Annotated in this window: 13 protein-coding genes; 9 read left to right on the forward strand and 4 right to left on the reverse strand. The window is 33.2% G+C overall.

Annotation, left to right across the window (positions count from 1 at the left end):
* Positions 1-77 precede the first annotated feature (77 nt).
* The 5 genes from SYO3AOP1_RS01230 to leuS all read left to right on the forward strand — a co-directional run bounded on the left by SYO3AOP1_RS01230 (position 78) and on the right by leuS (position 7,537).
* A complete protein-coding gene (locus SYO3AOP1_RS01230) occupies positions 78-1,037 on the forward strand; it encodes a D-2-hydroxyacid dehydrogenase (RefSeq protein ID WP_012458974.1) in 960 nt (319 codons plus the stop codon).
* The gene (locus SYO3AOP1_RS01235; RefSeq protein ID WP_012458975.1) at positions 1,031-3,151 is read left to right on the forward strand and encodes a UvrD-helicase domain-containing protein; all 2,121 of its coding nucleotides are present in this window, start codon (positions 1,031-1,033) and stop codon (positions 3,149-3,151) included. The genes SYO3AOP1_RS01230 and SYO3AOP1_RS01235 overlap by 7 nt, the downstream gene beginning before the upstream one ends.
* Before the next feature lie 121 nt (positions 3,152-3,272).
* Positions 3,273-3,659, forward strand: a complete 387-nt coding sequence (locus tag SYO3AOP1_RS01240; protein WP_012458976.1) for a hypothetical protein — start codon at positions 3,273-3,275, stop codon at positions 3,657-3,659.
* Between the two features lie 357 nt (positions 3,660-4,016).
* Positions 4,017-5,693 carry a carbamoyl-phosphate synthase large subunit gene (gene carB / locus SYO3AOP1_RS01245; RefSeq protein ID WP_012458977.1) on the forward strand — a complete coding sequence of 559 codons (1,677 nt, stop codon included), beginning with the start codon at positions 4,017-4,019 and terminating at the stop codon, positions 5,691-5,693.
* A gap of 20 nt (positions 5,694-5,713) precedes the next feature.
* A complete protein-coding gene (gene leuS, locus SYO3AOP1_RS01250) occupies positions 5,714-7,537 on the forward strand; it encodes a leucine--tRNA ligase (protein ID WP_012458978.1) in 1,824 nt (607 codons plus the stop codon).
* Between the two features lie 299 nt (positions 7,538-7,836).
* Here leuS and mtnC read toward each other — a convergent pair whose 3' ends face one another.
* Entirely contained in the window at positions 7,837-8,529 is a 693-nt protein-coding gene (mtnC, locus tag SYO3AOP1_RS01260; protein ID WP_012458979.1) for an acireductone synthase, read from the reverse strand.
* 63 nt (positions 8,530-8,592) lie between these two features.
* Here mtnC and rnhA point away from each other — a divergent pair, with 63 nt between their 5' ends.
* The 4 genes from rnhA to SYO3AOP1_RS01280 all read left to right on the forward strand — a co-directional run bounded on the left by rnhA (position 8,593) and on the right by SYO3AOP1_RS01280 (position 13,091).
* The gene (rnhA, locus tag SYO3AOP1_RS01265) at positions 8,593-9,042 is read left to right on the forward strand and encodes a ribonuclease HI (protein ID WP_012458980.1); all 450 of its coding nucleotides are present in this window, start codon (positions 8,593-8,595) and stop codon (positions 9,040-9,042) included.
* Entirely contained in the window at positions 9,029-10,375 is a 1,347-nt protein-coding gene (radA, locus tag SYO3AOP1_RS01270; protein WP_012458981.1) for a DNA repair protein RadA, read from the forward strand. Before rnhA ends, radA begins: the two co-directional genes overlap by 14 nt.
* A gap of 87 nt (positions 10,376-10,462) precedes the next feature.
* Positions 10,463-12,169 carry a succinate dehydrogenase flavoprotein subunit gene (gene sdhA, locus SYO3AOP1_RS01275; RefSeq protein ID WP_012458982.1) on the forward strand — a complete coding sequence of 569 codons (1,707 nt, stop codon included), beginning with the start codon at positions 10,463-10,465 and terminating at the stop codon, positions 12,167-12,169.
* A 514-nt stretch (positions 12,170-12,683) separates the two neighbouring features.
* Positions 12,684-13,091 carry a hypothetical protein gene (locus SYO3AOP1_RS01280; RefSeq protein ID WP_012458983.1) on the forward strand — a complete coding sequence of 136 codons (408 nt, stop codon included), beginning with the start codon at positions 12,684-12,686 and terminating at the stop codon, positions 13,089-13,091.
* 43 nt (positions 13,092-13,134) lie between these two features.
* Here the strand turns inward: SYO3AOP1_RS01280 and modB are convergent, their stop codons facing one another.
* From modB to modA, 3 genes are read right to left on the reverse strand one after another with little or no spacing between them, the layout of a single operon-like run.
* Entirely contained in the window at positions 13,135-13,830 is a 696-nt protein-coding gene (modB, locus tag SYO3AOP1_RS01285; protein WP_012458984.1) for a molybdate ABC transporter permease subunit, read from the reverse strand.
* Between the two features lie 3 nt (positions 13,831-13,833).
* On the reverse strand, positions 13,834-14,229 hold the full coding sequence (locus SYO3AOP1_RS01290; protein ID WP_012458985.1) for a hypothetical protein: 396 nt from the start codon (positions 14,227-14,229) through the stop codon (positions 13,834-13,836).
* A complete protein-coding gene (modA, locus tag SYO3AOP1_RS01295; protein ID WP_012458986.1) occupies positions 14,226-15,005 on the reverse strand; it encodes a molybdate ABC transporter substrate-binding protein in 780 nt (259 codons plus the stop codon). Before modA ends, SYO3AOP1_RS01290 begins: the two co-directional genes overlap by 4 nt.
* Positions 15,006-15,023 lie beyond the last annotated feature (18 nt).

Consider the following 15,023-nt stretch of genomic DNA (forward strand, 5'->3'; position numbering starts at 1 on the left):
GGTAAACTTACAAAAATTCTGGAAAACTCTCCGACGTATTTAACTTACTATTTAAGTATTAATTTGAGAGGAATAAAATGAAGCTTGCAATACTTGATGCTGCAACCCTTGGTGATGATGTTAATTTAGATATTTTTAGAGACTTTGGATATCTTGAAATATATCAAATTACAAACTCTAAGCAGGAAGCCGTAGAAAGAGTAAAAGATAAGACAATAATAATTACTAACAAAGTAATCATTGATAAAGAAGTTATGGATAATGCGCCTTATCTTAAATTAATATGCGTTGCTGCAACCGGATATAACAACGTAGATATAGATTATGCAAAGCAAAAAGGAATTGCTGTTACTAATGTGTCGGGATACTCAACTAACAGCGTTGTTCAGCATACTTTTGCAATGCTCTTTTATCTTTTAGAAAGTCTTAGATATTACGATGATTATGTTAAATCAGGAGAGTATGCTAAAAGCCCTATTTTTACACATCTTGGCAGACCATTTTGGGAAATAAGTGGTAAAGTTTGGGGCATAATAGGACTTGGAACCATTGGACAAAAGGTTGCACAGGTAGCAGAAAGCTTTGGATGTGATGTAATTTATTACTCAACTTCCGGAAAAAATTTTAATCCAAACTATACACATAAAGGCTTAGATGAGCTCTTATCAACATCTGATATAATCTCAATCCATGCACCTTTAAATCAAAATACTAAAAATTTAATCACGTATGAAAAACTAAAATTGATGAAAAAATCTGCAATTTTGCTTAATCTTGGAAGGGGTGGAATTGTTAACGAAGCGGATTTAGCAAAAGCTTTAGATGAAGGATTGATCGCAGCAGCAGGCTTAGATGTCCTTGAAAAAGAGCCAATAGACCCAAACAATCCATTACTTCATATAAAAAATAAAGATAGGTTATTAATAACTCCACATATAGCATGGACAAGTATAGAAGCAAGAAATAAGCTTGTTAAAGAAATATATCTCAATATAGAAAGCTTTTTAAGAGGAAAAGAGAGGAACAGAATTTGTTAAACGACCCTATCCTTTCAGGTTTAAACGAAAGACAGAAAGAAGCTGTTTTACATTTTGATTCTCCTTTATTGGTCTTGGCCGGAGCAGGTTCAGGAAAAACCAAAGTTATCACTCATAAAATCATGTATTTAGTCAAACATTACGGAATTCCGTTAAACAGAATTCTTGCTATTACGTTTACAAACAAAGCAGCTGAAGAGATGAAGGAAAGAATTGAAAAAGCTATCGGAGAAAAGCCTCAATGGGTGATGACTTTTCATAGCTTTGCAGCAAAATTTTTAAGAATGGAAGCAGAAAACATAGGATATGATAGAAATTTTGTCATCTACGATGAAGAAGACAGTAAAAAATTAATCAAAAAAGTCTTAAAAGATTTAAATTTAAATGAAGAAAAATTTAAACCAGACAAAATAAAAGATATCATTTCAAAAATAAAACAAGATGATAATCCAGAAGACCAACTTGAAATTTATAGCATTTCAAACAGTTATATAAAAACCGTTTTTGAGAAATACGAAGAAGAGCTTAAAAACAGCAATGCTTTTGATTTTGATGATTTACTTATCAAAACAGTCAAAATCCTGTCTAATCATCCAGAAGTTTTAGAAAGATGGAGAAATAAGTTTGATTATATCCTCGTAGACGAGTATCAAGACACAAACAGAATTCAGCATAAACTTTTAAAACTTCTTGTTGGAGATAAGCACACTATAACCGTTGTTGGAGACCCGGCTCAGTGTATATACACATGGAGAGGAGCACATCCAGAAAATATTTTAGATTTTGAAAAAGATTTTCCCGGTACAAAGATAGTTAAATTAGAAAGAAATTACAGAAGCACAAAGAAGATACTTGATTGTGCAAATGCAGTTATTTCAAAATCAAAAGGAAAATGGAAAGGAAAAGTTTTAACCCTTTGGACTGATAAGGAGGAAGGAGAAGACATATTTTTGGTTCCATTAGAAAATGAGAAAGAAGAGGCGAGATTTATAGCAAATAAAATAAAACAACTTGCACAAGATGGTTCTTACGGTGATTTTGCAGTTCTTGTAAGAATGACGTTTTTAACAAGAAATATTGAAGAAGCTTTTATCAGCAACGGAATTCCTTATCAGGTTATTGGCGGGCTTAAATTCTTTGAAAGAGCAGAAGTAAAAGATATTTTAGCTTACTTAAAACTTGCAGTAAATCCAAAAGACTATGCAAGCTTTGAAAGGTCATTGACAGTTCCACCAAGAGGCGTTGGAGACAAAGGTCTTGAATATATCAAATCTAATTTTAAAACAGATTGGATTCAAGCCTTAAAAGACAGTTATGAAAGGTTTAATAAATCTGTAAAGATAAAATTACAAGAATATTTAGAGCTTATGGAATATGTGTTAGAAAATGCTAAATTCAGTCCTTCAAAAACAGCAAAAGAAATAGTAGAAAGGATAGGATATCAAGAATATTTACAAAAAGAATATGAAAAAGATTGGGAAGACAGAGTAGAAAACATAAACGAGTTAATAATTGCATTGGAAGAGGCAGAAAAAGAAGGAAAAACCTTAGACCAGTTTTTTGAAGAATCAGCTTTAATGCAAGCACAAGATACAATAGACAATCAAAATAAAGCAAAAATAATGACAGTTCATGGAGCAAAAGGATTAGAGTTTGATACTGTTTTTGTAGCAGGTCTTGAAGAAGGAATATTCCCAAGCGGAAGAGCCTTTGACGACCCAACCCAACTTGAAGAAGAAAGAAGATTATTCTATGTGGCAATCACAAGAGCAAAAAATAAACTTTATCTAACTTATGCAAAAGAAAGAAAAAGCTACGGAAATAAAAGCGTTCCAACTAAAAGGTCTCAATTTATTGATGATATCAAAGAACATATAAAACTACCAGTTAAACAAAAAACCCAACCAAACGTAAGCAACAGACATAATCTAACAATTAAATCTCAATCAAAATCCTACTTTGATTTTGATTCAGATATAAGAGTAGGAATGCTTGTTAAACATGATGTCTTTGGTAAAGGTGTTGTTAAAAAAATAGTTGGAAAAAATGCAACTGTACTGTTTGAAAAAGTTGGAGAAAAGACTATTAGCGTAGATTTTTTAAAGAGTGTTTAAAAAATCTTATTCGCTGACTCCTTCTCTCACTTTTATTTAATCTCTCACACAACGTATTTTATTGTAAAATTATTTTTATGGATTTATATTAAAATTGCAGTCAACACAAGAGGTGTTAATTATGGCATATGGAATACCACTTGAAGTATATCAGATGTTTGAAAAAGTACTCGGAAAAGAAGATGCTCAAAAAGCTGTTGAGATACTACAAAAATCTATTAATGAATCCTTAGAGTCTTCTGAAGAAAAATTGAAAATCTCTATCTCGGAGGAGCTTAAAAAAGAGCTTGCTTCTAAGTATGATATTGAATTATTAAGGCAAGAAATGAAAACGATGGAAGTTGAATTTAAGAAGGAGATTGATATCGTTAGAAAAGAAATTGAAATAACAAGAGTAGAATTCAAGAAAGACTTAAGAAATGCAGTCATAATTTTAATCGCTATTATAGTAATTTTAAATCAAAATTCCTTAGAATTTTTGGCTAAATTGATCGGTATCGTAAAATAATACAACCTTTTCTTAACTGAGAATGCTGCAAAATTTTTTTAAGATATAGAATGTATATGTAGATATAACTTTACTTTTGCCTGTCATCTGAGGACATAAGTCCGAAGGATCTACTCTTTCAAAGAAAGTGAGAAAGTGAATAAGTGAGAAGTAAAATGACGGAGATTCTTCGCTTACGCTCAGAATGACACTGTAGAGGGACAAAGGCGGAGATTCTTTGCTCGGCTTTGAAATAGTAATCAAAACGCTATTTAATTTTTAGACTTAGTTAAAATTTTAAAGCATCCTTACTCTTAACTCTCTATCAAAGTCCCAAGAATGATAAAATATATATTTAAAATTTATCAGAGGTAGAATATGCCTAAAAGAACGGATATAGAAACGATTCTGCTTATTGGGTCAGGTCCGATAATAATCGGTCAAGCTGCAGAGTTTGACTACTCAGGAACGCAAGGAGCAAAAGCATTAAAAGAAGAAGGATATAGAGTTATTCTCGTAAATTCAAATCCAGCAACCATCATGACAGACCCAAACATAGCAGATAAAACATACATAGAACCATTGATTACACCGGTATTAGAGAAAATCATAGAAAAAGAAAGACCGGATGCAATACTTCCCACACTTGGTGGACAGACAGCATTAAACCTTGCAATAGATTTGTATGAAAAAGGAATTTTAGATAAATACAACGTTGAGCTTATAGGTGCAAAGTATGAAGTCATAAAAAAAGCAGAAGATAGAGATTTATTTAAAAAAGCTATGGAAAATATCGGTCTGTCTATGCCAAAAAGTGCAGTAGTAAAATCTATTGCAGAAGCTGAAGAAGTTATTGATTGGATAGGCTTTCCGGTAATCATAAGACCATCTTTTACACTTGGTGGTACAGGTGGTAGTATAGCATACAACAGAGATGAATTTTATCCAAAAGTAAAAGCAGGTCTTGATGCATCTCCAATTCATGAAGTGCTACTTGAAGAGTCGGTGATTGGTTGGAAAGAGTTTGAGATGGAAGTTATGAGAGATAAAAATGATAATTGTGTAATCATCTGTTCAATAGAAAACTTAGACCCAATGGGCGTTCATACAGGAGATAGTATAACAGTTGCTCCTGCAATAACGCTGTCAGATAGAGAATATCAGATCTTAAGAAATTACTCTATAGCGGTAATGAGAGAGATTGGGGTTGAGACAGGTGGTTCTAACGTTCAGTTTTCACAAAATCCAAAAACCGGCGAATTCTATGTAATAGAGATGAACCCACGGGTTTCTCGTTCATCAGCTTTGGCATCAAAAGCTACAGGCTTTCCAATAGCAAAGATTGCAGCAAAGCTCGCTGTTGGATACACGCTTGATGAACTGCCAAACGACATTACTAAAAAAACACCGGCATCTTTTGAACCAACGATAGATTATATAGTTGTAAAAATACCAAGATTTGATTTTGCAAAATTCCCAGAAGCAGACCCAACCCTTACAACCATGATGAAATCCGTCGGCGAAGTTATGGCTATCGGAAGAACGTTTAAAGAAAGTCTGCAAAAAGCGTTAAGAAGTCTTGAACTTGGAAGATATGGATTCTACATGGGATTGGAAAATAAAGATGAGCAAACATTAAAAGAAAAAATAATAAAGCCAAATCCAGACAGGCTTTGGTATATTGCTGAAGGTTTTAGAAGAGGCTATAGCATAGATGAGATAAACAGATTATCTCACATAGATAAATGGTTTTTAAGTCAAATCAAAGAAATCATAGATTATGAGCTTTATTTATCTACAAAGGATATAAACACAATCACAGACCAAGAGCTTGAAAAAGCTAAGCAATGGGGATTTTCTGATAGAGAGCTTGCAAGACTTCTAAAAACAACAGAGGAAGAGATTAGAAAAAGAAGAATAGAGGTAAGCTATAAAGTTGTTGATACGTGTGCGGCAGAGTTTGAAGCATTTACGCCTTACTACTATTCATCTTATGAAAGTCTTTCCGGAAAGGTTAAAGATGATAATGTAATAACCTTTAGAGTATCTGAATAAAGTTTAAAGAGGTTTAGAAGATGGAATACAACTTTCAAGAAATTGAAAACAGTTTTTTAAAAGAATGGGAAGAAAATAAAATATTCAAAACAAAAGAGGAAGAAGGAAATAAATATTATGTTCTTGAAATGTTTCCGTATCCATCCGGAAAAATCCATATGGGACATGTGAGAAACTATGCAATAGGTGATATAGTAAACAGATATTATAGAATGGCAGGAAAAAATACACTTCATCCGATGGGATGGGATGCTTTTGGAATGCCTGCAGAAAACGCAGCAATAAAGCACGGCGTCCATCCAGCAAAATGGACTTATGAAAACATAGACTATATGAGACAACAATTAAAAAGACTTGGCTTTTCTTATGATTGGGACAGAGAAGTGACTACCTGCAATCCGGAATATTATAAATGGAACCAATGGATATTCTTAAAGATGTTTGAAAAAGGAATTGCATACAGAAAATCAGCAATTGTAAACTGGTGTCCGCATGACCTAACAGTACTGGCAAACGAACAAGTTATTGAAGGAAAATGTTGGAGGTGTGGAACTCCTGTTGTTCAAAAAGAAATTCCGTCTTGGTATTTAAAGATAACAGACTATGCAGAAAGGCTTCTTGAAGATTTAGAAAAACTAAAAGGAAAATGGCCTTCACAAGTTTTGATTATGCAAGAAAATTGGATAGGAAAATCAGAAGGAGCAACGATAAAATTTCCGGTTAAAGATTCATCAGACTACATAGAAGTTTTTACAACAAGACCGGACACTATTTTTGGCGTTACGTTTATGGCATTGGCACCAGAAAATCCTCTAGTTTTAGACCTTGCAAAAGACACTCCATATTTTGAAGAAGTTAAAGCTTTCGTAGATAAAATCAAAGCAATGTCTACAAAAGAAAGGGGAATTGTTGAAGAAAAAGAAGGCGTGTTTACAGGAAAGTATGCAATAAATCCACTTACAAATGAAGAGATTCCTATATATGCAGCAAACTATATACTTTGGGGATATGGAACAGGAGCAATTATGGCAGTTCCGGCTCATGATGAAAGAGATTTTGAGTTTGCAAAAAAATATAACCTTCCTATAAAAGTAGTAGTACAGCCAAAAGATAAAGAATGGGATTTTGAAAAATCAGCGCATGAAGAAGAAGGAATTTTAATAAACTCAGGAGAATTTAGTGGACTTGAATCTTCAAAAGCAAAGCAGGAGATTACAAAATATTTGGAAGAAAAAGGTTTAGGAAAGAAAACCATAAACTATAAACTAAGAGACTGGAACATCTCTCGTCAAAGATACTGGGGCACTCCTATACCTATTATTTACTGTGATGATTGTGGAATAGTTCCGGTGCCAGAAGAAGATTTACCTGTAGTCCTTCCACAGGATGTAGAATTTACAGGAGTTGGTGGATCTCCGTTGTCAAAGGTGGAAGAGTTTGTCAATACAACCTGTCCTAAGTGTGGAAAGCCGGCAAAAAGAGAAACCGACACAATGGATACATTCGTTGACAGTTCATGGTACTTTTTAAGATACTGCGACCCAAAAAATGACAAACTTCCTTTTGATAAAGAAAAAGTTGACTACTGGATGCCGGTTGATATATACATTGGCGGTATAGAGCATGCTGTTTTACATCTTTTATATTCAAGATTTTTCACTAAGTTTTTGAAGGATATAGGTTTAGTATCCGTAGATGAACCATTTGAAAAGCTTCTTACCCAGGGAATGGTATTGAAAAAATGGATAAGCATAGGTAAGCTTCTTGAAATTTTAGGCGTAGATGAGAATGTATCGGTAGATGGGTTTAAAGAGAAGTTAGAGGAGTTTGTAAGTAAAAGGTAGAATTTGCCAGCTACAGAATAACCAATAAGGCAATCGTTAACGTATAATGTGTATGGTAATTCATGATTGCCTATACTATTTCACTTTCTCTGTCATCCTGAGGACTGAGGGTGTTCCAAAATTTTTTAAATTTGCCTTTCCTAGTCATCCTGAGAGCGAAGTCTGAAGGATCTCTTTTTTGATTTTTTGACTTGAAAAGAAAAAATATGAGATTCTTCGCCGGCTTCAGAATGACAGGCAAAGACGTAATTGCCTGATGCTTGATAATTATACCATTTTCTGATAGCTTAATCCCACACTCACACCCTCCCAATCTCTATCTCATCAAAACTTTCAACCTGCTTGTATGGAAAATTATCTATATGATCAGCATCCAACGGTCTTACAAGTCTAATAACATTATATCCAGCAGAAGCAGCTGCTATTATTTCATCCGGATTATCTGATAAAAATAAAATCTCTGAAGGACTAAATCCTATCTCCTTTGCAATCTTTACATAAGACTGTTTATCTTTCTTATTTCCGATGTTGGTATCAAAATAGCCAGAAAATAGATAATTTAAATCTCCATAATTTGTATTAGAGAACAAGAGCTTTTGAGCTTTTACAGAACCGGAGGAATATATAAAAATCTTTATTCCAGAATCAAACCATTCTTTTAACTTATTATAAGCATCCGGATATACAAAGCCCTGCAGTTTACCAGATTTATAACCCTCTTCCCAAATCAGCCCTTGCAACTCTTTTAAAGGAGTAATTTTTTTATCCTCAACTATCCAACTTTTAAGATTTTCTATCACCTCTTCCAAAGAAGCATCACTTTTATTAATCTCTTTCTTTACATCTTCTATAATTTTTTGTACTTGTGGATTTTGAAGATTGTTTTTTACAAACTCTTCTATTTTTTCATAAGAATAAGGAAACAATACATCTTTTACGAAAGAGATTGGCGTTGTTGTGCCTTCTATGTCTGTTAAAATTGCCTTTATCATTGAGTTTTCTCCTCTTTTTTGATAAGATTTTACCAAATTTAAATTTTAAACATCAAGGGAAAGATGAAAACAATAAAAATTTTTGCCGATGGTTCAAGTCTTGGAAATCCTGGACCCGGTGGTTATTGTAGTATCATAACAGACGGAGAAAAAAAAGCTATTGTAAAAGGTGGAGAAAAGCAAACTACGAACAATCGGATGGAATTGATGGCAGTAATAAAAGCCCTTGAAAAGATTAAAAATAGCTATAATATAGAGCTTTACACTGATAGCAAATATGTAGTTGATGGTATAAACAGCTGGCTTGAAAAATGGAAGAAAAACGGCTGGAAAACATCAAATAAGAAAGATGTGCTTAACATAGATTTATGGCAAAAATTAGACCAGCTTTTACAAAGACATAATGTAAAAGCATATTGGATTAAAGGACATAACGGACATCCTGAAAATGAATACTGTGATAAAGTAGCAAAAATGGAAGCATTAAAGTATATGCAAAATGAAGAAAAATAAGGTAAAAACAATTTATGTATGTAATGAGTGTGGGGCAACCTATCCAACGTGGGTAGGAAGGTGTTCTGTATGTGGTGCGTATAATTCTGTTGTTGAAGAGATAAAACAAGATACAAAAACAGTTTTCAAACCACAATCAACTTCTCAAGCATTGCCAATAACAAAGTTAAAAAAAGAAGCAGAAGTAAAGCGATATTCAACAGGATTTGAAAGCTTAGATAATGCACTTGGCGGTGGATTTGTAGATGGTCAGGTTGTTCTTGTCTCCGGTGAGCCGGGGGTTGGTAAGTCTACACTACTTTTACAAATCTCATCTTACTTTGCAAATGATAAAAAAGTTTTATACATATCAGCTGAAGAATCTCAGTATCAGATTTACATTAGAGCAGAAAGATTAAATGCCCTAAAAGAAAATCTTTATATTTTATCTGAGACAAATCTTGAAGCAATTTTACAAGCTATTGAAAACATCAAGCCGGATTTGATAGTTTTAGATTCTGTTCAAACTGTCTATTCAGAAAATTTAGAATCTCCCGCCGGCTCTGTAAGTCAGGTTAAGTATGTAAGCAGTAAAATAACAGAAATTTCAAAATCTAAATCAATAATATCCTTGATAGTAGGTCAGGTTACAAAGGAAGGAAGCATCGCAGGTCCAAAGGTTTTAGAGCATTTGGTAGATACAGTAGCTCAGTTTGAAGGTGAAAGAGGTTATGCTTACAGAATCTTAAAAGTGATAAAAAACAGATTTGGCTCTTCCGGAGAGCTTGCAGTTTTTAACATGACAGAAAAAGGAATGGAAGAAGTTCTACAGCCCTCTTCTTTCTTCTTGGCAGAAAAGCCAGAATCTGCAAGCGGTAGCGTAATCTTTCCATTTACAGAAGGGTCTAAACCAATACTTGTTGAAGTTCAAGCTCTTGTATCTAAAACTTTTTATCCTGTTCCACAGAGAAGAGCCCAAGGAATTGATTTAAATAGACTTTCTATAATCATTGCTGTTATAGAAAAAGAGTTAAAAATAAATCTAAAAGATAAAGATATCTTTGTAAACGTAGTTGGTGGAATAAATATTGATGAGCCTGCAGTAGACCTTGCAGTAGCAACAGCCATTTATTCTTCTTATAAAAATCTGCCAATCCCAGAAAAAACAGCAGTTTTTGGTGAAATAGGTCTAACAGGTGAAGTTAGGTCTGTTTACTACACAGACATCAGATTAAAAGAGTGTGAAAAGCTTGGAATAAAAAATGTTTTATGTCCTGTGCAAAAGGAAGATAGTAAATTAAATATAATCACTATAAAGAAAGTTTCTCAGCTAAATCAAATATGGCAACCTTAGTTTCACATCTTACATGAAAACTACTGGAAAATATTTTTATATTGTTTTATAATAAAACATTGTTTTATTTTATCAGGAGGAGCTAAAATGCTAAGCTATGACGTTTTAATAGTTGGAGCCGGTGGAGCTGGATTAATGGCTGCACTTGAAGCAAGCAAAGCAAAAGATGTTAAAGTAGGGGTTGTTACAAAAGTTTATCCAACAAGGTCTCACACAGGTGCAGCCCAAGGTGGAATTAATGCTGCTCTTGCAAACTTTGACCCATCAGATAGCCCAGAAGTTCATACTTTTGACACTGTAAAAGGTAGTGATTATCTTGGAGACCAAGACGCTATAGAATTTATGTGTTATGAAGCTCCAAAAAGAATATACGAATTAGAACACTTAGGAGTTCCATTTTCAAGATTGCCAGATGGAAGAATAGCACAAAGACCTTTCGGTGGCGCTGGATTTCCAAGGACATGCTATGCAGCAGATAAAACAGGACACGTAATCTTACATACATTATACGAACAATGCTTAAAAAATGATGTTGAATTTTTAAACGAATGGTTTGTAACAGAGTTAATCATAGATAACAACGAAGCCAAAGGTGTTATAGCTATAGATATAAGAAGTGGCGAAGTGCATGCAATAAAAGCAAAGGCCGTTATCTTTGCAACAGGTGGCTATGCAAGAGTTTACTGGGTAAGAAACACGAATGCTATAGGTTCAACCGGTGATGGAATGGCTATTTGCTACAGAGCGGGCATTCCGCTTAAAGATATGGAGTTTGTTCAATTCCACCCAACAGGATTAAGGTCTACTGGTATACTTGTTACAGAGGGTGCAAGAGGTGAAGGTGGATACTTAATCAACAATAAAGGCGAAAGATTTATGGCAAGATATGCTCCACAAAAGATGGAGCTTGGTCCAAGGGACCTTGTGGCAAGGTCTATAGAGACAGAAATCCTTGAAGGTAGAGGTTGGGGCGAAGGAATGATGGCATACGTCCACCTTGACCTTAGACATCTTGGAGCTGAAAAAATCAAATCAAGACTTCCTCAGATTAGACAGTTATGCATAGATTTTGAAGGTGTTGACCCAATAGAAGAGCCAATTCCAGTTAGACCAACAGCTCACTACTCTATGGGTGGTATTGATGTAAGAGACTATAAAACAAGTATGACAGGCGTTAATGGTGTGTTTGCAGTTGGTGAATGTGCATGTGTTTCTGTTCATGGAGCAAACAGACTTGGGGGAAACTCTTTACTTGACTTAGTAGTATTCGGAAAACCGGCTGGAGCTGCTGCAGTTGAGTATGCAAGAAGCAAATCAGCAGATAACTTTAACTTAAAAGCAGAAGAAGAAAGAGCAAGAAGAGAAATTGAACAACTTCTTAAAAAAGAAAGCAAAGAAAACATAAATAACATCAGAATTGAGCTTGCTCAAACAATGTGGGATAAAGTTGGAATTTTCAGAGAAGAAAAACCAATGCTTGAAGCTATAGAAAAAATTAAGGAGTTAAAAGAAAGATATAAACTCCTTGCTCCGGGTGATAGCGGAAAAATCTTCAATACAGCTCTTATAAACTACATAGAGCTTGGATATCTCTTAGACCTTGCTGAGGCTATCGCAACAACGGCAGTGTTAAGAAAAGAAAGCAGAGGTGCTCACGCAAGAAGAGACTATCCAAACAGAGATGATGAAAATTTCTTAAAGCACAGCTTATCTTATTACACACCAGAAGGTCCAAAAGTAGAATACTCTGAAGTAAAAATCACAAAATATCAACCGCAAGAAAGAACTTATTAATATAAATCAAATAGGGTGGGCTTCATGGCTCACCTCTTTATTAAAGTGAGAGAGAATAAGTGAATAGGTGAGAGGTTTTTAATAATCAAAATGTTTTCAAGTCCATTTACCTGCAATGCCTAATTGATTATTCACCTTTTTATTTTATGCAAGTTGAATTATATATATAAATAAGTAGATTTGAATAAGTGTGTTCCAAAAAATTCTAAAGTTTAGAATTGCATAGATTACGCTTTCATTTTACATTTGTGAGAAAAATCTTATTTTTTACTTTTTTGTCATCTTGCAGCTACAGTGAAGAACCTCCCACTTTTACCTCTCACTTTCTTACTTTCTCACTTTTTTAAAGAATGAGATCCTTTGACTTTACAGAATCAGGACGACGAACAAAGATTATTTTATTTTTAGCTACCGGAATTTTAGCAACAGTCTTTCTTAAACCTTGAATTATATTTGTAAAGAAGTAGATTGTGATATATTATTATTTAATAAAAATCTTTTTTAGGTTAAATCTATGGATATAGGAAACATTTATGAGATATTGAAAGATGGTGTTAACTTCGTAAAGAATGTTCTATATAAATTGTTTGATGAAAGAACAAAAGAAATAAAACAAGATTTAATAGTATTAAAAAATGACACGGAAGTGTTAAAAAAGAACTTTGAATATGTTAAAGAAGAAGTTTCAGAGATTAAAAATGACCAGATAAAGTTAAAAGTAAAAATAGACAAAATAGATAATGATTTAGAAGAAATAAAAAGAGAGTTAAAAGGGAGAGAGAAAGAAAATGAAGTACTAATAAGAAAGCTTTTGATAGACAGAGTAGATAGGTCAGATAAAGATTTATTATATCTAATCCTAACAGAAATTATGGAGATAAAAGACGAAATCGGCAAACAAAAAGAAAAAACTTTAAAATAAAATCTAATCTGAATATTAGAGAACAAAAAAACCTTTTACATTTTCACCTCTTTACCCCAAATCCTGAACTATTAAACATATAAACCACAAGCAAAATAAAAAACGAAAATCCAAAAAGAATTGCCGAATAAACATGGGCAGATGTATAATCTAACTTTTCTACTGCATCATAAATTGCAATTGATACAACCTTTGTCTCTCCGTCTATACTACCACCAACCATTAAAACAACTCCAAACTCACCAACAGTATGTGCAAAGGATAAAGTAATGCCACTTAAAATTGACGGCTTTATGTTAGGAAGAATAACTTTAAAAAGCGTTTTTAATTTAGATTTCCCAAGAGTATAAGATGCTTCTATCATACCTTTATCAATGCTTTTAAATCCAGAAACCAACGGATGAACCATGAAAGGAAAGCTAAATATTACTGAAGCTATCAAAATTCCTTCAAAATGAAAAGCAAGCTGATGTCCAAAATACTTTTCCCAAAAACTTCCAAGAAATCCATTTCTGCTTAGTATTAATAGCAGATAAAACCCTAAAACTGATGGCGGTAACACAAGAGGCAATGCAATAACTGTTTCAAAGAAAGATTTAAATTTAGATCTTGAATATGCTATAAAGCATGCTACAGGAATGCCAATTATAAGTAAAATAATAGTCGTTAAAGATGCAAGCTTAAACGTTAAATAAAATGGCTCAAAATCTATCTGCTTAATAATCTCCAAAAAATCCAAACTTCAAACTACCTCAAAAAATATACTTGTAGGTTTTATATGACAAAAGACCTTATCTCCTATTTTTAAATCATATTTATCAGCTTGTTTAGTTAAAACTAAACTTTCTAATTTTATACCTTCTTTTTCTAATAAAATATTCGATAGTAGCTTTCCTTTTTCAACCTCCATGATTTTACAATCAAACATGTTTAACAAGTTTTCATCTTTAATTTTAAATATCAAAAGTTCCGTTGGATTAAACAGAAGATTAACAGACTTCATTTCTTTAAGATAGCTTGCTGTTTCAGGAGTTTCTAATACTGCTACAAACAAATTGCCAAGATTAGTATTTACTTCAGCAACAGAGAAGTTATCTTTATAATCTATTTTTATAATCTCTCCAAAAACTCTATTCAATCTTTTTCTCCCGGTAAAACAAAACCGTATTTTATCATTATCTTTCTTGCTTCCGGCGTGCTCATAAAATCAAAGAATCTTTTTGCTGTTTCTAATTTTTCTTTGTCTGATGAAGCATTTTTCAAGATTCCCACTCCTTGCAATATTTGCTTATGGCAGGTATCCGGCAGCAGATAATAAACTCCTTCTCTCATTAATTTATCACTTTTAGCAATAGATAATGCTATAAATCCAACATCGGCGGCACCTGTCTCAACATACTGAGCTGTTTGACTAATATTTTCCCCTAAAACAAGCTTATTTTTAACTTTATCAAAAAGTTTATAATGTTCTAAGCATTCCTTTGCTGCAATTCCATAAGGAGCGTGCTCCCAATTTGCAATAGCTATTTTCTTGACTTTTGGGTCTAAGACAGTGTTAATTCCTTTTGAAACATCAATACCGCTATTTTTTAATGTCCATAAAACTATTCTTCCAACAGCATAAGGTTTAACCTCTGAAATTATATAACCTTGCTGTTTTAGCTTTTCAACATAACCCATATCGGCAGAAAAGATAATATCGTAAGGAGCACCATTTATTATTTGTGTGTATCCTTTACCAGATGAGCCGTAGATGATTTTAAGTTTGTCTTTTGGAAATTTATTTTCATAAACTTTTTCAATTTCTGTAAATGCATATGTCAAATCCGCAGCAGCATAAACTGTAATCTCTCCTGCTTTTGATGTGATTGTGAAAATAATCAAAGTAATAAATGAAAGAAAAGCCTTTTTCATATTAAATCCTCCATTAAT

The organism is Sulfurihydrogenibium sp. YO3AOP1 (assembly GCF_000020325.1).
In the GTDB taxonomy this organism is placed as follows: Bacteria; Aquificota; Aquificia; order Aquificales; family Hydrogenothermaceae; genus Sulfurihydrogenibium.

Bases quoted from the DNA above. Each gene is read 5' to 3' on its own strand.
- SYO3AOP1_RS01230 (WP_012458974.1), top strand. From the start codon at position 78: ATGAAGCTTGCAATACTTGATGCTGCAACCCTTGGTGATGATGTTAAT.
- SYO3AOP1_RS01240 (WP_012458976.1), top strand. From the start codon at position 3,273: ATGGCATATGGAATACCACTTGAAGTATATCAGATGTTTGAAAAAGTA.
- carB (WP_012458977.1), top strand. From the start codon at position 4,017: ATGCCTAAAAGAACGGATATAGAAACGATTCTGCTTATTGGGTCAGGT.
- leuS (WP_012458978.1), top strand. From the start codon at position 5,714: ATGGAATACAACTTTCAAGAAATTGAAAACAGTTTTTTAAAAGAATGG.
- mtnC (WP_012458979.1), bottom strand. From the start codon at position 8,529: ATGATAAAGGCAATTTTAACAGACATAGAAGGCACAACAACGCCAATC.
- rnhA (WP_012458980.1), top strand. From the start codon at position 8,593: ATGAAAACAATAAAAATTTTTGCCGATGGTTCAAGTCTTGGAAATCCT.
- radA (WP_012458981.1), top strand. From the start codon at position 9,029: ATGAAGAAAAATAAGGTAAAAACAATTTATGTATGTAATGAGTGTGGG.
- sdhA (WP_012458982.1), top strand. From the start codon at position 10,463: ATGCTAAGCTATGACGTTTTAATAGTTGGAGCCGGTGGAGCTGGATTA.
- SYO3AOP1_RS01280 (WP_012458983.1), top strand. From the start codon at position 12,684: ATGGATATAGGAAACATTTATGAGATATTGAAAGATGGTGTTAACTTC.
- modA (WP_012458986.1), bottom strand. From the start codon at position 15,005: ATGAAAAAGGCTTTTCTTTCATTTATTACTTTGATTATTTTCACAATC.